Raw genomic sequence first — 17,913 nt, 5'->3', positions numbered from 1 at the left:
TCGTCTCGGAACAGATCAACCGGAAACTGTATGACGCTCTCCCCAGAACGCGGCGGTCCGGCTAAACCCGGTGCATGAGTCTCGCGCCGTTGATCGCCGTTCCGCTCGCCGCGCTCGCCGCCGCCGCGCTGATCCTGGCCCTGCACCCGCTCCTGGTGCGCTACGCGCTCGCGCGGCCGAACGCGCGGTCGAGCCACACGGTGCCGACGCCTCAGGGCGGCGGCATCGCGGTGATCGCGGCGGCGCTTGCCGTCGCCGGGTCGCTATGGCCGTCTCCCTTCGGGATCGAGGCAGCCGCTTTGTGCCTTGCGGCCCTCGGCCTTGGCGCCGTCGGCGCAGTCGACGACATCAAGCCGCTCCCGGCGCTGCCGCGGCTCGTCCTGCAGGCCGTCGCGGTCGGCGGCGTGATCGCCGCCTCCGGCCCGCGCCTGTGGCCGGACCTGCCCCTCGGGCTCGAATGGGGGCTGTCGTTGCTCGCCGGGCTGTGGTTCGTGAACCTCGTCAACTTCATGGACGGGCTCGACTGGATGACGGTCGCGGAGACCGCCCCGGTCCTGACCGCGCTGCTCGTCTTCGGCCTTGCCGGGTTCCTGCCACCGGAGCCCACCCTGGCGGCCGGGGCGCTGCTCGGCGGGGTGCTCGGCTTCGCGCCCTTCAACCGCCCGGTGGCCCGCCTCTTCCTTGGCGATGTCGGCTCGCTGCCGATCGGGCTTATCCTCGCGTGGCTGCTCTACCGCCTTGCCGGGGAGGGGGGCCTGGCGGCCGCGATCCTGCTGCCGCTCTACTATCTCGCCGATGCGACGCTCACGCTGATCCGGCGCCTGCTCGCGGGCGAGCCCGTCTGGCAGGCCCACCGCACGCATTACTATCAGCGCGCCACGGCGAACGGGCATCGGGTGCCGGCGGTGATCGGCGCGGTCTTCGTGCTCAACGGCGCGCTGGCGCTCATCGCCGGCGCCACCCTGGTCTGGCCGTCCTGGCCGGTGATAACGGCGGCGCTGGCGCTCGGCGCCGGCCTCGTCGCGGCTTTGCTGCGCGCCTTCGCGACGCCGCGTGCTCTCACGGTGACCGCATGACCACGCCCCTGATCGCGCTCACCGGGGCCACCGGCTTCATCGGCCGGCATCTGCTGCGGGATCTCACGGCGCGCGGCTACCGGGTCCGCGTGCTCCTGCGCCGGCCGGTCGCGCTGCCGCCCGGAGCGAGCGGCGCCGTGGTCGGCGACCTCGCCCGGCCGCAGAACATGGCGGCGGCGCTCACGGGCGTCGACGCGGTGGTGCATTCGGCCGGGCTCGCCCACGCCATGTCGGGGGCGCCGGAGGACGATTACCGGACCTTCAACACCGAGGCGACGCGCGGCCTCGCCCAGGCCGCCGCGCGGGCGCGGGTGCGCCGCTTCGTGTTCCTGTCCTCCATCCGCGCGCAATCCGGCCCCTCGGCAGCCGGCGTGCTGACCGAGGCCGACGCGCCGACGCCCACCGATGCCTATGGCCGCTCGAAGCTCGCCGCCGAGGAGGCCCTCGCGGCGGTCGATATCGACTTCGCGGCTTTGCGTCCGGTCCTCGTCTACGGGCCGGGGGTCAAGGGCAACATGGCGGCCCTGCTCGCTCTCGCGGCGCGGCCGCTGCCCCTGCCGCTCGGCGGGCTGAAGGGGCGCCGCTCGATCGTCTCGGTGGAGAGCCTCGCCGACGCCATCGCCACGGTGCTGCACGCGCCGGGCGAGTTGCGCCGGCCCTTCATCGTGACGGAGGCGGAGCCGCTCACCGTCCCGGAGATGCTGACGGCTTTGCGGGCCGGGCTCGGGCGGCCGCCGGGCCTCTGGCCCGTGCCGGCCCTCCTGTTCGACGCGGCACTTCGCCTCGCGGGGCGGGGCGAGGTGCGCGAGCGCCTCTCGGGCTCCCTGATGGCCCGCGCCGATGCGCTCGGGGCTCTCGGCTGGACGGCCCCGCGCGACAGCCGGGAGGGCCTGGAGGCACTCGCCCGGCTCGAGGTGGCTCATCCGACATCCGGTTGATGGCTTGGCCATGCGGATGTCGGCTTCACTCAGGCCGGCATGGAGCACAGCTCGGCGCCACGCGGGCTTGCTGAGACGGTCTCCGAACGGACCGTCCGGAAACCGGATCAGTGGCCACGCAGGTCAGGGTTCGGTCTCGACGGAGCAAGCGCTCGGCGTCGCAGGCTCCACCTCACCCGCAGAGCCGGTTCTATTCAATCCTCCTCGGTCTCGTCCTGACGGATCCCGTAGCGCTGCTCCAGGGTCGCCGAGGGCCGCACGGGGCTGCGCTCGCCGTTCTCGCGCAGCCCCTCGCCGGCCGGAGCCGGGCGCAGCGGCCGGGTCGGACGGTCGCTCTGGTCGCGACCGATTCGCGGGATCAGGTGGACGATGTCGACGAAATCGTCGGCCTGCCTGCGCAGATCGTCGGCCACCATCGGCGGCTGGGTCTGGATGGTGGAGACCACCGTCACCCGCACGCCCCGCCGCTGCATCGCGGCGACGAGCGGCTTGAAGTCGCCGTCCCCGGAGAACAGGACCATGTGGTCGATATAGGGACTGAGCTCCAGGGCATCGATCGTGAGTTCGATGTCCATGTTGCCCTTGACCTTGCGGCGGCCGCTCGAGTCCGTGAATTCCTTCGCGGGCTTCGTCACCACCCGGTAGCCGTTATAATCCAGCCAGTCGATCAACGGCCGAATCGACGAGTATTCCTGATCTTCGACCAGTGCCGTATAGTAAAACGCCCTGATAAGGTTTTCGCGCGCCTTGAAATCCGCGAGCAGCTTTCGATAATCGATGTCGAATCCGAGAGCCTTGGTCGTCGCGTACACATTAGCGCCGTCGATGAAGAGGGCGCTGCGTTGATATGTCATATGCTATTCCTGACCGCCCGAAATGCCGGGCTGAACAATGGCCACACGGTTCCGAGAACACGGCGCAACGATGAAACGCAGGATGATCGTGAAAACATCCACCGCTGAGGGCGCGCCGGCCCGCGGTCTTGCAATAGGTCTGAGGTAAGGACCGCGGCCGTCCGGTGTCAAGCTGAGGCCGCGCGATTTGCACGGACGACTCAGCTCGCCTTCATGGCGCGGCTTCCGGGCTTCACGGCCGGGATCGCGGCGAGTTCGGGCGGAAGCTGATCGGCCGGGTAGTTCGGGATGTCGAGGGTGGCGAGGGCCACCAGGGGCGCACCGAGATCGGCCCGGCCGCCCGAGCGGTCGATGAGGCAGGCCGCCCCGACGATCTCGCCGGGCTCCGCCTTCAGGGCGGCGAGGCATTCCCGCGAGGAGAGGCCGGTCGTGACGATGTCCTCGACCATCACGGCCCGGGCGCCGGCCGGGATGCTGAAGCCGCGCCGCAGCTGGAACGGGCCGCCGGGGTCGCGCTCGACGAAGATCGCCCTGGCGCCGAGCGCGCGCGCGGTCTCGTAGCCCGGCACGATGCCGCCGATCGCCGGCGAGACCACGATGTCCACGGCGCCGTAGCGCGCGCGGATCAGCGCGGCGAGGCCCGCGCAGACCCGCTCCGTGCGCACCGGATCGCTGAAGATCGCCATCTTCTGCAGGAAGACCGCGCTGTGCAGGCCCGACGAGAGGATGAAGTGGCCTTCGAGGAGCGCGCCCGCGGCGCGGAATTCTTCGAGCAGGTCGTCTGGCGTCATCGGGCGGGCCGTCCTCGGATCGGGTTTCGCGGCTTGTGGCAGGGGGCGGGGCGGGGCGCAACCGGGCCCTCATACCAACGGCCCAGGCTGCTGACGCAGCGGGCCGTTGAGCCATCTCGAATTTTCGACGCCAAGCCTTTGGCTTGGCGACAATTCGAGAGCGGAACCACCGGTCACATGAAAATGACCGTTGGTGTCACCCGTTCACCCGCTCGACCCGGCTCACCACGCGCTTGGCCCGCAGCTCCGAGACGATCGCGTTGAGGTGCTTCAGGTCCCAGACCGACAGGTCGATGAGGACATCGGTGAAGTCCTGGCTGCGCCGCTTCATCGAGATGTTGTCGATGTTGCCGTCGTGGTCGGCGATCACCTGGGCGATCTGGGCGAAGCTGCCGGGCTCGTTGATGGATTGCAGGGCGATGCGGGCCGGGAAGCGCTGATTCGAGCCGCCGTCCACGTCCCAGCGCACGTCGAGCCAGCGGTCGGGCTCGTTGTCGAAGGCGGCGAGGGCCGGGGACTGGATCGGGTAGATGGTCACGCCCTCGCCGGGCGTGAGGATGCCGACGATGCGGTCGCCCGGCACCGCGCCGCCCTCGGGCGCGAAGCGCACCGGCAGGTCGCGGTCGAGGCCGCGGATCGGGATCGCGCCCTCGTCTTCCTCGCCGCGCCCCTTGCCGGGCCAGGTCAGGCGCACCGTCTGGTCCTTGTCGAGGGAGAGGCGGCCCGCCCCGTTGACGTGGGGCTTGGGCCCCGTGGCGGCAGACTGGCTGCGCCGCTCGTCCTTGTAGTCGGGATAGACCGCCTTCACGACGTCCCCTGAGAACATCTCGCCCCGGCCCACCGCCGCGAAGACGTCCTCGGCGGAGGTGCGGGCGAGGCGGGGGAGGGCGCCGCGCAGCTTCTCGTCGGAGAAATTCTTGCCGGCGCGCTCGAAGGCGCGGTCGAGGATCTGGCGCCCGAGCCCCGCATATTGCCGCCGCACCGCCGAGCGCGTCGCCCGCCGGATCGCCGCCCGCGCCTTGCCGGTGACGACGAGGGATTCCCAGGCCGCGGGCGGGGTCTGACCGTCCGCCCGCACGATCTCGACCTCGTCGCCGTTCTGCAGCTCGGTGAGGAGCGGCGCGATGCGCCCGTTGATCTTGGCGCCGACCGCGGCGTTGCCGAGCTCGGTATGGACCGCGTAGGCGAAATCGATCGGCGTCGCCCCACGCGGCAGCGCGATCAGCCGGCCCTTCGGCGTGAAGCAGAAGACCTGATCCTGGAAGAGTTCGAGCTTGGTGTGCTCCAGGAATTCTTCCGGGCTGTCGCCCTCGGCGAGGAGCTCGATGGTGCGGCGCAGCCACTGATAGGCGCCGCTCTCGGTGGCGAGATGGGGCGAGCCGTCCTTGTAGAGGGCATGCGCGGCGATGCCGTACTCCGCCACCTCGTCCATCTCGGCGGTTCGGATCTGCAGTTCGACGCGCTGGCTCTTCGGCCCGATCACCGTGGTGTGGATCGACCGGTAGTCGTTCTGCTTCGGGGTCGAGATGTAGTCCTTGTAGCGCCCCGGCACCATCGGCCAGGTCGTGTGCACGACGCCGAGTGCCCGGTAGCAGGTGTCGACCGAATCGACCACGACCCGGAAGCCGAAGATGTCCGACAATTGCTCGAAGGCGACGGACTTGCGCTCCATCTTGCTCCAGATGGAGTAGGGCCGCTTCTGGCGCCCCCTGACCTGCGCGGTGATGCCTTTGGCCGCGAGCCGCTGGACGAGATCGCGCTCGATGCTCTCGACGAGGCTCTCGGACTTGGTCGTGAGGTCGTCGAGCCGCTTGCTGATCGTCGCGTAGACGTCGGGCTTGAGGTTGCGGAAGGAGAGATCCTCCAGTTCCTCGCGCAGCTCCTGCATCCCCATGCGGCCGGCGAGCGGCGCATAGATGTCGAGGGTTTCCTGGGCGATGCGGACGCGCTTCTCCGGCGGCATGTGGTGCAGCGTGCGCATGTTGTGCAGCCGGTCGGCGAGCTTGACCAGCAGCACCCGCACGTCCGCCGCGATGGCGAGCAGCAGCTTGCGAAAATTCTCGCCCTGCGCCGCCTGTTTGGAGACGAGGTCGAGGCGCTTGATCTTGGTGAGACCGTCGACGAGGGTGCCGATCTCGGGCGTGAAGGTGCGGTTGATCTCCTCCAGGGTGGCAGCCGTGTCCTCGACCGTGTCGTGCAGCACCGCCGCCACGATGGTGGCATCGTCGACGCGCAGCTCGGTGAGGATCGCCGCGACTTCGAGCGGATGGGCGAAGAACAGGTCGCCGGATGCCCGCATCTGCGAGCCGTGCGCCCGCATGGCATAGACGTAGGCCCGGTTGAGCATCGCCTCGTCGGCGGCGGGATTGTAGGCCTTCACCCGCTCGACGAGTTCGTACTGGCGCATCATCCGCCGGTGGTCTCCTGACACCCTGTCTTCCATCGCAGGCGGCGCGCCGTCGCACGCAGGCAGCCGAGCAGGCCTCGCGGACGACGCTTGAGGGGGAGACGCGACTATCGGGGGGAAATCGCGTCCGCGCCAGATCCTTCTCGTCGCAAAGCGCATTTCAGCCCCGCCGAAAACGCAAGAACCCGGCGCGGAGGCCGGGTTCCGGGGGGAGAGCCGGGGAGAACCGGCGGCCGGTAGAGGCTGTCAGGCGCTCCAGTATGCGCCTGACAGCCTCTCAGCCTTCGATGTGTCGTCTGTCCGGACGGAGAACCGGCCTCCACTTCTCCTGGACAGACTCTAAGCGGACTTGGTGGGGCGTGCCACCGCTTCGTCCGCTCAGGCTTTTGATATGCCGCATGTTTTCGACGGAAAACCGCAACGCACTGGTCCGAAACCTGCTTAGTCGCCCTCGTCCTCGGTCTCGGTCGGCGGCGCGAGGTTCTCCAGGCCGCGCAGCAGGTCCTCCTCGCTCATGCGGTCGAACTGGATGTCGCCGTCGTCGCCGGAGGATTGCGGCGCCACGGCCGCCGCAGCGGGCGAGCTCGACAGGAGCGGCACGGCCTCCGCCTCCGGCTCGTCGACCTCGACGTATTTCTGCAGCGAGTGGATCAGCTGCTCCTTGAGGTCGTCCGGCGTGATGGTCTGGTCGGCGATCTCGCGCAGCGCGACGACCGGGTTCTTGTCGCGGTCGCGGTCGACGGTGAGGGGCGCGCCGGACGAGAGCAGCCGGGCCCGATGGCCGGCGAGCAGAACGAGCTCGAACCGGTTCTCGACCTTGTCGATGCAATCTTCAACGGTGACGCGAGCCATGCGCGGCTCCTTCCTTCGGACGGTCGGCGTATCGGGATCGCGTCTCTCTACACGAGATGCCATTTTGCAACAAGCACAGGACTTGCTGCAGATCGCCGCCCTCACGCCCGCCCGGCGCTCCGGCCCGGAGGGCTCACGGCAGCAGCGGCGCCCGACGGCAGCAGCCGACATAGTCGCCATGGACCCAGCCGGTCTCGCCGGTGCGCAGGCGCACGTTGAGCCAGACGCCCTGCCGGCCCAGCACCGTGAAGAGCGAATCGGGGCCGAGCTTCATCAGACGCACACCCTCGCTGGCGCTCGGGCGGCTGCGCAGGGCAAGCCAGTTGTCGCCGCCCGGATCGAGCCGCACCGGATGGCTGAACAGGCCGATCCTCGCGTCCCGGAGCGGCTCGCCCGCAGCCGGGGCCGACGGCGGCCATGTCGCCGGAGGGCGGGACGGAGCGACGGCCGGCGGGACCGGCGGAACCGAGGCCGGGAGGGCCGGCGGCGTGGCGGCGCCCGGCGCCTCGGCCGGACGCGGCGCCGCGGGCGGCGGATCGACCGCCGGCCGGGGAGCGGCCTCTGCACCGGCGAGGCTGATGAAGCGGGCGCCGCGCACCTCGTTGTAGTAGGCGGGCACCTGCTTGTGCGGCACGGTCTCGGCGAGCTTCACCACCTCGTCGCGCACCGTCTCGCCGAGATCGATGAGGTTGAGCCCCGGCCGCCGCAGCTGCGCCACGAAGACCCGGGTGAAGACGGAGTTCGGGCTCGGGTCCCGGCCGGGCAGGCGGTCGAGGGCCTGCTGGCCCGCGCCGGCCGCGTAGAGCGAGAAGACGCCCTCGGCGGGCTCGGTCCGCGCGAGGCCGCGGCTCAGGCCGACGCTCCGCGTCCCGGCGCGCGGGAAGGGATTGTCCCGGCAGGCATCGATCACCATGACGACGACCCGGGCGCCGCGCTCGCGCAGGGCCGCGCTCAGGTCCGCCTCGGCGAGCGCACGCGTGCGGGCGAGGAGTTCCTGGCCCGGCTCGATCGCCGGAATGTCGGAGGGCAGCAGGTAGTTCGTGCCCTGGAGCGCGATGCCATGGCCCGCGAAGTAGAACAGGGCCGTGTCGCCGGGCTGCACCTGGTCCGCGAAGGCGCCGAAACGGCGCAGGAAGGTCTCCTGCGTCACCGCGGCGGAGAGGAGCGTCACCCGGAAGCCGATCGCCTCGAGGGTCTCGGCCACCGCCCTCGCATCGGCGACCGGCCGCTCCAGGGCGGCGGCGGGCCCGAGATTCGGATAGGTGTCGACCCCGACCACGAAGGCGAGCCGGTTGGCCGCCGCGGCCTCGTGGACCATGGCGGCCCACAGGATCAGCCAGAGCCAGACGCGCCGCACGAGCCCCTCTCCCTCGGGCAATGACCGGGAGCAGCTTCCGCTCAGGGCGACCGGATGCTGCCTAGGAGTTATGTCCAGGAGAAATGGACACCGGTTCTCCGGCACCTTTTCTCCGTCCGGACATACGACACATCGAGGACTGGGAATCCGTCCGGCGCGTCCGGACGCGCCGGACGGATTCTAGACTTCCGATCTCGCCGCATGGTCTGCAACGAGCCGGTATCCTCAGCGTCGGACCATGCTCTAGCTGGCGCCGGAAGCGGCCGCAATGCGGGCGCCCGCATTGCGGGCGGCATGTCGCCTTGGCCGCAAAGCGCCTATGCTCGCTCCCGCCCAACGAGAGGTGCAGGACCGCCATGCCCGCCACCGAGGACACCACGACCGACCTTCCCCGCGGCGATCTCACCGTGCGCACGATCGCCATGCCCGCCGACACCAACGCCAACGGCGATATCTTCGGCGGCTGGGTGATGTCGCAGATGGACCAAGCGGGCGGCATCGCCGGGGTCGAGCGGGCGCAGGGCCGCGTCGTGACGGTGGCCGTCGAAGGGATGAGCTTCATCCGCCCCGTCCGGGTCGGGGACGTGCTGTGCGTCTACACCCGGGTCGTCCAGGTAGGCCGCACCTCGATGCGCATCGAGATCGAGGCCTGGGCCCGGCGCTTCCGCACGCAGCTGCGCGAGAAGGTGACTCAGGCCAGCTTCACCTTCGTGGCGATCGACGACGAGGGCCGGCCGCGCCCGGTGCCGCCCGCTCCGAAAGCAGAGCGGCCATGACGGAGCGGTAGGGGACCTTTCAGGCTTTGGCGCATTGTTGAGGCTCGCCGCGTGAGCGGTCCCTCGGAGTCAGGCATGTTCGAAGTGTGGGTTGAGTCCGTCCTGCTGGCGGTGGAGTCGCAGAGCGTGATCGCGCGACGTCTGGTGAAGCTCGCTGCCTGCGATGCCGCCGCCGCCGCAGAGGCGCACCAGATGGTGAGCGAGAAGGTGGGTGCCCTCATCGAGGCATCCGGCACGCTGCTCGCGGGCGGCAGCATGGGCGCCGTGCTGGCGCGCTACCGCGAGCACGTCGCCGCCAACGCCGCGCGGCTCGCCCTGCCGCCCCCCGCCGAGTGAGCGCGCCGCCCGCCTTCGCCTGCCAGGCCTGCGGCGCCTGCTGCGCCTATTCGGCCGACTGGCCGCGCTTCTCGACCGAGGACGAGGCGGCGCTCGCGGCGATCCCGGCGGCCTATGTGGATGATCCGGCCGGTCGGATGCGCTGCGAGGGCGACCGCTGCAGCGCGCTCGCGGGCGAGGTCGGCGTCGCGGTGACCTGCCGCGTCTACGCGGTGCGGCCCGAAGTCTGCCGCACCTGCGAGCCGGGCGATCCGGAATGCCTGACGGCGCGGCGCCGGTTCGGCCTGCCCGTCCCCTAGATAGAATCCGACCTGCGTGGCAGCCGCCAGGCTCCTCATGCTGAGGTGCGAGCGTCAGCGAGCCTCGAAGCACCCCGGACCGGTTCTCCCATCCGCCGGAGCCTCGGACCAGCGGTCAGGCGTGCTTCGAGGCTCGCTACGCGAGCGCCTCAGCACGAGGGCCTGGGTTGGCTGCCGCGGGAGGGAGCGCTCCGTCAGCCGCGATGTCATCCGACAGAATCGCCCGGCCGGTGGTGAACTGACACACGCGGCCTCCTGGGACCTTGTGCCGGGCCGCGCGCGGCGGCACATCCGGGCCCATGATCGATCATCCCACCCGAGACGTCGGTTTCGGGGTCTACCTGCACTGGCCGTTCTGCGCGGCGAAGTGCCCGTATTGCGACTTCAACAGCCACGTGCGCCACGCGCCGCCGGACGAGGCGGTGTGGCGGGCGGCCTTCGCGCGCGAGATCGCGCATGTCTCGGCCCTCACCCCCGGCCGCACGGTCACCAGCATCTTCTTCGGGGGCGGCACGCCCTCCCTGATGCAGCCGGCGACCGTGGGCGCGCTCCTCGATGCGGTGGCGGGCGCCTGGAGCCTGTCGCCGGACGCCGAGATCACCCTCGAAGCCAATCCCACCAGCGTCGAGGCGGAGCGGTTCCGCGGTTACCGGCTGGCGGGGGTCAACCGCGTGTCGCTCGGGGTCCAGGCTCTCGATGACGCCTCGCTCAAGCGCCTCGGCCGCCTGCACAGCGCCGCCGAGGCCCTGGCGGCCGTCGCGACGGCGGCGCGGCACTTCGAGCGCTACTCCTTCGACCTGATCTACGCCCGGCCCGACCAGACGCAAGCGGCCTGGGCGGCGGAACTGCGGGAGGCGATCGCCCGGGCGGCCGAGCACCTGTCGCTCTACCAGCTCACGATCGAGGAGGGGACGCCGTTCCACGGTCTCGCGGCAGCGGGCAAGCTCGTCACCCCGGACGAGGATGCGGCCCGGGCCCTGTTCGACGTGACCCAGGAGGTCTGCGCGGCGGCGGGCCTGCCCGCCTATGAGATCTCGAATCACGCCCGGCCCGGGGCCGAATCCCGGCACAACCTGCTCTATTGGCGCTATGGCGAGTATGCGGGCATCGGCCCCGGCGCCCATGGCCGCCTCGTCCTGCCGGAGGGCCGCACCGGGACCGTGACGGAGCGCGTGCCGGAGGCGTGGCTCGCCCGCGTCGCCCGCGATGGGCACGGCATCGTGACCATGGAGCCGCTTAAGCCCGCGGAGGAGGCGGACGAGTTCCTGCTGATGGGCCTGCGCCTGGCGGAGGGGATCGATCCCGCCCGCTTCGCGGCCCTGGCCGGGCGGCCGATCGACCGGGGGCGGCTCGACGCGCTGGTGCAGGAAGGGCTCATAGCCCTGACCGGATCGGGCCGGATCGCCGCGACGCCCAAGGGGGCGCCGGTGCTGAACGCACTGGTGGCGGAACTCGCCGCCTGAGCGCCGTTCGACGGAGACCCGCTGTCCAACGCGCAGCCCAAATCGAACCCGAGGCGCGTGGAAGCGGCCCCGCTCCTCAATCGAAACTGACGTGCGTGGAAACTGCCCCGCTCCTCATGCTGAGGCGCGGGCGATCGCAGATCGCGCAGGCTGCCTCCAAGCACCCCGGACCGGTGCTCCCATCCACCACAGCCTCGGACCACCGTTCCGGCGTGCTTCGAGGCTCCTTCGGAGCACCTCAGCATGAGGCCGGGATCGACCGGACGGCCGAGGCCCCCTCACGTCCCCGAAGGCCCGAGCGCCCGCGGGGCCGGGCTCACCACCGCGGCGGCGGCGCCGCGGATCTCGAACACCGCCAGCGCCCGCTCGCTCGTTCCCTCGGCCCTGAACCGGAAGGTGCCGTCGACCCCCGCGAAGCCGGACGGGTTGGTGAGCGTCGGCTCCGCGAAGCGCTGCGACCCGTATTGCCGGTTGAGTGCGGCGGCGAGCGAGACCGCGTCGTAGGCGAGGGAGGCCACCCGCACCGGCTCGGTGCCGAAGCGGGTGCGGTAGCGCTGGGCGAAATTGGCGTAGCCGCCCGGATCGACCGCCGCGAACCAGCCGCCCTGGAGGGCCGGCAACGCGAAGACGCGCGGGTCGTTCCAGATCGCGGTGCCGATCGGCTTGACCCGCGTCGGGTTGAAGCCCGCCCGGGTGAGCGCGCCCGCCGTGCCGGCGAGCCCCTCGGGCGCGTCGGGCAGGAAGAGCACGTCGGCCTGGGCGCCCGGTCCGGTGATCAGCGGCGCGAGCCGCCCGACCGCCGCCGCGGGATTGCCGGCCGGGTAGCGCTCGAGGGCCACCACGCGCCCGCCCTTGCGGGCGACCGCCTCGCGGAACTGGGCCTCGACCACATGGCCGTAGGTCGTCTCCGGGATGAGCGCCGCGAAGGAGCGCCGGCCCGCGGCCGTCACCTCGTCGACGACGCGGTCGACCTCGGGCTGGGGCAGGAAGCTCAGGAGATAGACGCCGCGGGCGGCCACGCTGGCATCGGTCGAGAACGCGATCACCGGCTTGCCCGCAGCCCGGGCGGTCGCGGCGGCGCCCTGGACGCTGCCCGCGAAGAGGGGGCCGATCACGAGTTCGGCCCCCTCCGCCACCGCCGCCGACGCGGCCTCGCGGGCCCCCTCGGGCGAGCCGCGGTCGTCCTTCACCAGGATCTTCAGATCGGGGTTCTGGAACTCCTGCACGGCGAGTTCGGCGGCGTTGCGCATGGCGGTCCCCGCCGCGGCGCCCGGGCCGGTGAGCGGCAGGATCAGCGCCACCTTGACGGAGCCGGCCCCGATCGTCGCGGCATCGCCGGCCGGTGGGGCGGGCGCCTCCACAACGGGCCGCGTCGCGACGACAGGGCTCACCCCGCCGCCGCAGGCGGCGAGCCCGAGGGCGAGCACCATGCTCGCCGCCAGCCGCCCCCGTCGTCCGAAGCGCATCGCCGCCATCGCCCCCGCTCCCCCGCTGCGACCGCCCCGACGCCCGACGGCATCGGCCGGCTGCAGAAAGTCTCCTCAGGAAGTGTAAACGACGGAACGCTCCGCGGTGAAGCAACAATGCCGCCGGTTTCCCCTGATGATCATCCCCCATGGTCAGTCCGGCCGCAATCGTGCGAGATACGGGCCATGAGCGACCGTGCCGATGATCCCCCCCGCCGCCCCGACGCGCCCGGCCGAGGGCCGGCGGTCTACACCGCCTTCGGCCTCGCCGCAGAGGCCGAGCCCCTGGCGCCGGGCCTGCACGTGGTGGCGACGCCGATCGGCAACCTCAAGGACGTGACCTTCCGGGCGCTCGGCACCCTCGCGGCGGCGGATGCGGTGCTGGCCGAGGACACCCGCGTCACCCGCACGCTGCTCGCCCATTACGGCATCACCACCCCGCTCGTGTCCTATCACGAGCATTCGGGCGAGGCGGTCCGCGAGCGCATGGTGGCGCGCATGAAGGCCGGCGAGGCGCTCGCCCTGGTCTCGGATGCCGGCACGCCCCTGGTCTCGGATCCGGGCTTCAAGCTCGTGCAGGCGGCGATCGCCGCGGGGCTCTCCGTCACGCCGGTGCCCGGCCCCTCCGCGGCCATCACCGCCCTGATGGCCGCGGGCCTGCCGACCGACCGCTTCTTCTTCGAGGGCTTCCTGCCGCAGAAGGCGGGGGCGCGGCGCAACCGCCTCGCCGCCCTCGCGAGCGTGCCCGGCACCCTCGTCCTGTTCGAGGCGCCCCACCGCCTGCCCGAGATGCTGGCGGATGCGGCCGAGATGCTGGGGGGCGGGCGCTCCGCCGCGGTCGCCCGGGAACTCACCAAGCTGTTCGAGACCGTGCGCCGCGGCGACCTCGCCTCGCTCGCGGCCGAGTTCGCCGCCTCCGGGCCGCCGAAGGGCGAGGTGGTGGTGGTGATCGGCGCTGCCGTCGAGGGCGCGCCGGGCCCCGAGGCGGATGCCGACCTCGACGCGCGGCTCACCGCAGCGCTCGCGCGCCATTCCATCAAGGATGCGGCGGCGCTCGTCGCCGACGAGACCGGCCAGAAGCGCCGCGACGTCTACGCGCGCGCGCTCGCGCTCACGCGGCGCGCCGATGACGAGGACTGACGATCCGGCGGCGCGCCGGCGGCGCGCCACCTATCTGCGCGGGCACGGGGCCGAGCGGCTCGCCCTGCTGGCGCTGCTCCTCAAGGGCTACCGGCCGCTCGCGCGGCGCTTCGCGGCCGCGGGCGGGGAGATCGATCTCGTCATGCGGCGCGGCAGCGTCATCGCCTTCGTCGAGGTGAAGGCCCGGCCGACCCTCGACGCGGCCGCCGCGGCGATCGACGCGCGCAAGCGCCGCGCCTTCTCGCGGGCGGCCCGCGCCTGGATCGCGCGGCATCCCTGGAGCGCCGGGCTCACCCTGCGGGCCGACGCGGTCTTCGTCGCACCGCGGCGCTGGCCGCGTCATCTCGTCTCCGCCTTCGACCTTGAGCCGTCCTGACAGGAGTTGGCAAACCATGCCGCGCCGTTCATGCTCTGTGCAGCGCAGCAAGGCCAGGGTTCCGCGCGGACCGGCCGGAGGGGCATCATGCGAAGTGGGTTCGGCTGCGAAGCCTGCGGCAGCCCGGCGGTGCGGTTCCCGGCCGTGCTGCACGAGGACGCACCGATCCAGTGCGACCGTTGCGGCTGCACGCTGATGGCCTGGGGCGCGTTCAAGCGCCGGGTGGAAGCGGAGACGGTGCGGCCCGACAGAGCCCGGGGCGATGAGGCGGAGGCGCCCGCCGTCAGTCCGAATGGCCCCGGATCGCCGCGATCAGGGTGCGCTTGAGGTCCTGCTGGCTGAAGGGCTTCTGCACCACCGGCCGGTCGCGGAACGGCTCGCGGATCCCGGCCCCGCCATAGCCCGTCGAGAAAACCAGCGGCAGGCCGCGCCGCACCACGGCCTCGGCGACCGGATAGATCGGCTCGCCCGCCACGTTGACGTCGAGGATCGCGACCGCGAAGGTCTCGTTCTCGGCCATTTCGAGCGCCGTGCTCAGCCGCGCGGCCGGACCCACGATGTCGCAGCCGAAATCGAGGAGCATGTCCTCCAGGAGCATCGAGATCGCCGCTTCGTCCTCGACGACGAGGACGCGGGCCCCATTCAGGATCTGGTCGCTTGTTTCCGTGCTCACGCCGGAGGCTCTTTCCTCAATGCCTCGCACCGAGGCCACGCTGTCACTCTGTGGATGGTCTGGATCACCGTTGGCCGCCAGGGCGGCGAATCCGCGCGCCCGCGCTCGCCGCGGAATCGCGCCCCCGCGGGTCGCGAGGGCCGTTGAGGCGTCGCCTGGAACGGGGTCCATGTCAAGCGTCGCCGTGACCCATCTCCGGCCGGTTCAAGTCGTGCGGATAAGAGGATGAACCCTCCCTCTCCAACGTCGCGGGCCTTGTGCACACTCAGCCGCCGCAAGCTGATTCTCGGGGCGAGTGCCGCCGCGCTCACCGGGAGCGCCGCCCGCGCGGCGGAGACGCCCGTGACCGTGGCCTCGAAGGGCGATGCGGAGGGCACGCTGCTCGGCCAGATGATCCTCCAGACCCTGCGCCGCATCGACATCCCGGTCGTCGACCGGCTGCAGCTCGGGCCGACGCGGATCGTCCGCACGGCCCTCGTCGCGGGCGAGATCGACGCCTATCCGGAATATACCGGCAACGTGGCGTTCTTCTCGGGGACGGAGACCGATCCGGCCTGGAAGCGTGCCGAAACCGCCTACGCGGCGGCGCGGCGCTTCGACGCCTCGCGCGGGCTGGTCTGGCTGACGCCCGCGCGGGCGAACAATTCCTGGCAGATCGCCGTGCGGGGCGGCCTCGCGCGGGCCGAGGGGCTGTCGAGCATGGAGGATTTCGCCCGGGCGGTCCGGCGCGGCCTGATCGAGTTCGCCGCCTCCGCCGAGTTCGTGGAGAGCCCGGCGGCGCTCGCGGCCTACGAGCAGGCCTACGGCTTCGTCCTGCCCCGGGAGCGCATCGTCACGCTGCCGGGCGGCGACACCTCGGTCACCCTGCGGGCGGCCGCCCAGGGGATCAGCGGCGTCAATGCCGGGATGGTCTACGGCACCGACGGGGCCATCACCGCCCTCGACGTAGTGGTGATGGCCGATCCCAAGGGCGCGCAGATCGTCTACGAGCCGGCCCCGGTCTTCCGCGAGCCCGTCCTCGCCCGCCACCCGGCGATCGCGCCCGCCCTCGACAGGGTCTTCGCGGGGCTCGACCTGCCGACCCTGCGCCGCCTCAACGCCGCCATCACCGTCGAGGGCGAGACCCCCGAGGCGGTGGCCCGTCGCCATCTCGGGTGAGGCCCGGATGGCGCGCGACCCTGCGGGCCGGCCAAGGCTCCCGACCCCGGATCGGGCGGCGCCATGACGCTCGGCGCCCGCCCGCTCCCGGTCCTCGCCTTCGCGGCCGCCGCGACCGCCGCGGCGGCGCTCGCCGGTCTGCCGCTCCTGACCCTGGCGCCGAACCGGCTCGTCCCGGGTGCACCGGTCGGGGCCGGCTGGGCGGGGGCCGGCGCGGCCCTGCTCGGCCTGCTCGCCGCGGGATTGCTGTCCGGCACGCGCCGCCGCGATGCGCTCCTGGCGCTCGCCGCCGCCCTCACGGGGCTCGCAGTGCTGGGCCTCGGCATCGGGGCGGGAGCGGCCGGGCTCCTCGCCGGGCAGCCACCGGCCGCGCGGGCCTCCCTCGGCGCGGGGGCGTGGATCGCCGGGCTCGCGCTCGCGCTGATCGCGGGCGAAGCGGTCCGGGCCACCGCCCTCCAGGCCGCCGGGCTCTTGACGCTCGCGATCTCCGTCCTGGCTGGCGGGATCGCGGTCCATTCCGGATTGTTCGACTCCCTCTCGCTGGTGGTGGAGTACCGCGCCCGCGCCGGGGCGGTGAATGCCGCCATCCTCCAGCACCTCGCGCTCGCCGCTGGCGCACTGGCGCTCGCCGTTGCGGCGAGCGTGCCGCTTGCGCTTCTGAGCCTGCGCCGAGGGTTCGCGGCGCGCCTGATCGACACGGCGCTCAACGGCGTTCAGGTCGTGCCGGCACTGGCGCTCTTCGCCGCTTTGGTCTCCCTGCTGTCGGGCCTGCTCGCGCGGCTGCCCGGGCTGCGGGAACTCGGCCTCGGGGCGATCGGGCCGACCCCGGCCGTGATCGGCACCGCCGCCTACCTCGCCCTGCCGCTCGTCCGGAGCCTCGCGGCGGGCCTTGCCGCGACGGATCCCACCGTCGTCGAGACCGCGCGCGCCCTCGGCCTGACGCCGTGGCAGGTCCTGCTGCGGGTGCGGCTCCCGCTCGGCGCCCCGATCCTCCTCGGGGGCCTCAGGGTCGCGGCGGTGCAGAGCATCGGGCTGACGACGCTCGGCGGCCTCGTCGGCGCGGGCGGGCTCGGGGCGGTGGTCTTCGACGGGATGGCGCAGTTCGCCCCGGACCTGATCGTGCTCGGCGCCGTGCCGGTGATCGCCTTGTCGCTCGCCGTCGATCGCGGCCTCGCCGCACTCAACCCCCGGAGGGTCGCATGAGCCCGCGCTGGTCCGGCGCCCTCGGCACTGCCGCGATCGGGCTCCTCCTCGCCGCCCTGGCGCATCCGGCCGTCGCGGGCCTCGTCGCCCGGGCGGCCGGGCTGTCCGCGGGCGCCCCCGTGCCGCTCGACCGGCTGCTCTGGCTCGCGCAGCGCCACCTGTTCCTTGCACTTGCCGGCTTCGCGCTCGCCGGCGGGCTCGGCCTCGCCCTCGGCATCCTGGCGACCCGGACGGGGGGCGCGCGGCTGCGCGGTCCGATCGACGCGCTCGCCGCCGCCGCCCAGGCCGCCCCGCCCGTCGTGGTGATCGGGCTCGCGCTCCCGGTGCTCGGTTTCGGCGCCCCGCCGACCCTGCTGGCGCTCGCCTGCTACGGGCTGATGCCGGTCCTGCGCGCCACGAGCGATGCGCTGGGAAACGTGCCGGAGGAGGTGCGCGCCGCCGCAATCGCCATGGGCTTGACGCCCGCGCAGCTGTTCTGGCGGGTGGATCTGCCGCTCGCGGCCGGTCCGATCCTCGCGGCCCTGCGCGTTGCGATGGTGGTGGCGGTGGCGACCGCCGCGGTCGGGGCGCTCGCCGGCGCACCGACCCTTGGCACCCCGATCGTGGTCGGGCTGCAGAACCAGAACGGGCTGCCTCTGCTGCAGGGCGCGGCGGCGGCGGCGGCGCTCGCCTTCCTGGCCGATGCGGTCGTGCTCGCGGTCGAGGCCGTCGTTCGGCGTCCGGGGCAGGATCCGTCCTAAATAGAAAC

Annotated in this window: 18 protein-coding genes; 11 read left to right on the top strand and 7 right to left on the bottom strand. The window is 72.3% G+C overall.

Going from position 1 to position 17,913, the window contains the following annotated elements; genetic code table 11:
* The first annotated feature begins 74 nt into the window (after positions 1–74).
* Positions 75–1,076: an MraY family glycosyltransferase gene (locus MNOD_RS00180; RefSeq protein WP_012634327.1), complete on the top strand. Its 1,002-nt coding sequence runs from the start codon at positions 75–77 to the stop codon at positions 1,074–1,076.
* Positions 1,073–2,014 carry an NAD-dependent epimerase/dehydratase family protein gene (locus MNOD_RS00175; RefSeq protein ID WP_012634326.1) on the top strand — a complete coding sequence of 314 codons (942 nt, stop codon included), beginning with the start codon at positions 1,073–1,075 and terminating at the stop codon, positions 2,012–2,014. The genes MNOD_RS00180 and MNOD_RS00175 overlap by 4 nt, the downstream gene beginning before the upstream one ends.
* Positions 2,015–2,208: 194 nt before the next feature.
* On the opposite strand, the gene MNOD_RS00170 is transcribed toward MNOD_RS00175, so the two are convergent.
* The 5 genes from MNOD_RS00170 to MNOD_RS00150 form a co-directional block, all read right to left on the bottom strand.
* Positions 2,209–2,868, bottom strand: a complete 660-nt coding sequence (locus tag MNOD_RS00170) for a LabA-like NYN domain-containing protein (protein ID WP_012634325.1) — start codon at positions 2,866–2,868, stop codon at positions 2,209–2,211.
* Positions 2,869–3,068: 200 nt separating this feature from the next.
* A complete protein-coding gene (gene pyrE, locus MNOD_RS00165) occupies positions 3,069–3,659 on the bottom strand; it encodes an orotate phosphoribosyltransferase (RefSeq protein WP_012634324.1) in 591 nt (196 codons plus the stop codon).
* 196 nt (positions 3,660–3,855) lie between these two features.
* Positions 3,856–6,069, bottom strand: coding sequence for a RelA/SpoT family protein (locus tag MNOD_RS00160; RefSeq protein WP_012634323.1), 2,214 nt, complete (start codon positions 6,067–6,069; stop codon positions 3,856–3,858).
* A 438-nt stretch (positions 6,070–6,507) separates the two neighbouring features.
* On the bottom strand, positions 6,508–6,918 hold the full coding sequence (rpoZ, locus tag MNOD_RS00155) for a DNA-directed RNA polymerase subunit omega (protein WP_012634322.1): 411 nt from the start codon (positions 6,916–6,918) through the stop codon (positions 6,508–6,510).
* Positions 6,919–7,051: 133 nt separating this feature from the next.
* Positions 7,052–8,275 carry a caspase family protein gene (locus MNOD_RS00150; protein WP_043747738.1) on the bottom strand — a complete coding sequence of 408 codons (1,224 nt, stop codon included), beginning with the start codon at positions 8,273–8,275 and terminating at the stop codon, positions 7,052–7,054.
* Between the two features lie 356 nt (positions 8,276–8,631).
* On the opposite strand from MNOD_RS00150, the gene yciA reads away from it, so the two are divergent.
* The 4 genes from yciA (at position 8,632) to hemW (ending at position 11,149) form a co-directional block, all read left to right on the top strand.
* Positions 8,632–9,051 carry an acyl-CoA thioester hydrolase YciA gene (gene yciA / locus MNOD_RS00145; RefSeq protein WP_012634320.1) on the top strand — a complete coding sequence of 140 codons (420 nt, stop codon included), beginning with the start codon at positions 8,632–8,634 and terminating at the stop codon, positions 9,049–9,051.
* A gap of 75 nt (positions 9,052–9,126) precedes the next feature.
* Positions 9,127–9,387 (top strand): hypothetical protein, encoded by a 261-nt coding sequence (locus MNOD_RS00140; RefSeq protein WP_012634319.1) that lies wholly within the window; start codon positions 9,127–9,129, stop codon positions 9,385–9,387.
* Positions 9,384–9,686, top strand: a complete 303-nt coding sequence (locus MNOD_RS00135) for a YkgJ family cysteine cluster protein (RefSeq protein ID WP_012634318.1) — start codon at positions 9,384–9,386, stop codon at positions 9,684–9,686. The genes MNOD_RS00140 and MNOD_RS00135 overlap by 4 nt, the downstream gene beginning before the upstream one ends.
* A 299-nt stretch (positions 9,687–9,985) precedes the next feature.
* On the top strand, positions 9,986–11,149 hold the full coding sequence (hemW, locus tag MNOD_RS00130) for a radical SAM family heme chaperone HemW (RefSeq protein WP_012634317.1): 1,164 nt from the start codon (positions 9,986–9,988) through the stop codon (positions 11,147–11,149).
* A gap of 278 nt (positions 11,150–11,427) precedes the next feature.
* On the opposite strand, the gene MNOD_RS00125 is transcribed toward hemW, so the two are convergent.
* Positions 11,428–12,624 carry a penicillin-binding protein activator gene (locus MNOD_RS00125; RefSeq protein ID WP_012634316.1) on the bottom strand — a complete coding sequence of 399 codons (1,197 nt, stop codon included), beginning with the start codon at positions 12,622–12,624 and terminating at the stop codon, positions 11,428–11,430.
* A gap of 177 nt (positions 12,625–12,801) precedes the next feature.
* Here MNOD_RS00125 and rsmI point away from each other — a divergent pair, with 177 nt between their 5' ends.
* Both rsmI and MNOD_RS00115 read left to right on the top strand, forming a co-directional pair.
* On the top strand, positions 12,802–13,755 hold the full coding sequence (gene rsmI, locus MNOD_RS00120; protein ID WP_012634315.1) for a 16S rRNA (cytidine(1402)-2'-O)-methyltransferase: 954 nt from the start codon (positions 12,802–12,804) through the stop codon (positions 13,753–13,755).
* Entirely contained in the window at positions 13,742–14,131 is a 390-nt protein-coding gene (locus MNOD_RS00115) for a YraN family protein (RefSeq protein ID WP_012634314.1), read from the top strand. Before rsmI ends, MNOD_RS00115 begins: the two co-directional genes overlap by 14 nt.
* 283 nt (positions 14,132–14,414) lie before the next feature.
* Here MNOD_RS00115 and MNOD_RS00110 read toward each other — a convergent pair whose 3' ends face one another.
* The gene (locus MNOD_RS00110; protein WP_425277525.1) at positions 14,415–14,729 is read right to left on the bottom strand and encodes a response regulator; all 315 of its coding nucleotides are present in this window, start codon (positions 14,727–14,729) and stop codon (positions 14,415–14,417) included.
* Between the two features lie 300 nt (positions 14,730–15,029).
* On the opposite strand from MNOD_RS00110, the gene MNOD_RS00105 reads away from it, so the two are divergent.
* The 3 genes from MNOD_RS00105 to MNOD_RS00095 all read left to right on the top strand — a co-directional run bounded on the left by MNOD_RS00105 (position 15,030) and on the right by MNOD_RS00095 (position 17,905).
* Complete coding sequence (locus MNOD_RS00105) at positions 15,030–15,962, top strand: glycine betaine ABC transporter substrate-binding protein (protein WP_012634311.1); 933 nt, start codon at positions 15,030–15,032, stop codon at positions 15,960–15,962.
* A gap of 63 nt (positions 15,963–16,025) precedes the next feature.
* Positions 16,026–17,165 (top strand): ABC transporter permease, encoded by a 1,140-nt coding sequence (locus tag MNOD_RS00100; protein ID WP_012634310.1) that lies wholly within the window; start codon positions 16,026–16,028, stop codon positions 17,163–17,165.
* The gene (locus MNOD_RS00095) at positions 17,162–17,905 is read left to right on the top strand and encodes an ABC transporter permease subunit (RefSeq protein ID WP_012634309.1); all 744 of its coding nucleotides are present in this window, start codon (positions 17,162–17,164) and stop codon (positions 17,903–17,905) included. The genes MNOD_RS00100 and MNOD_RS00095 overlap by 4 nt, the downstream gene beginning before the upstream one ends.
* The last annotated feature ends 8 nt before the right edge of the window (positions 17,906–17,913 follow it).

The organism is Methylobacterium nodulans ORS 2060, assembly GCF_000022085.1.
Lineage (GTDB): Bacteria > Pseudomonadota > Alphaproteobacteria > Rhizobiales > Beijerinckiaceae > Methylobacterium > Methylobacterium nodulans.
The sequence above is the reverse complement of the archived record's forward strand: the minus strand, read 5'-3'. Positions and strand labels throughout refer to the sequence as shown.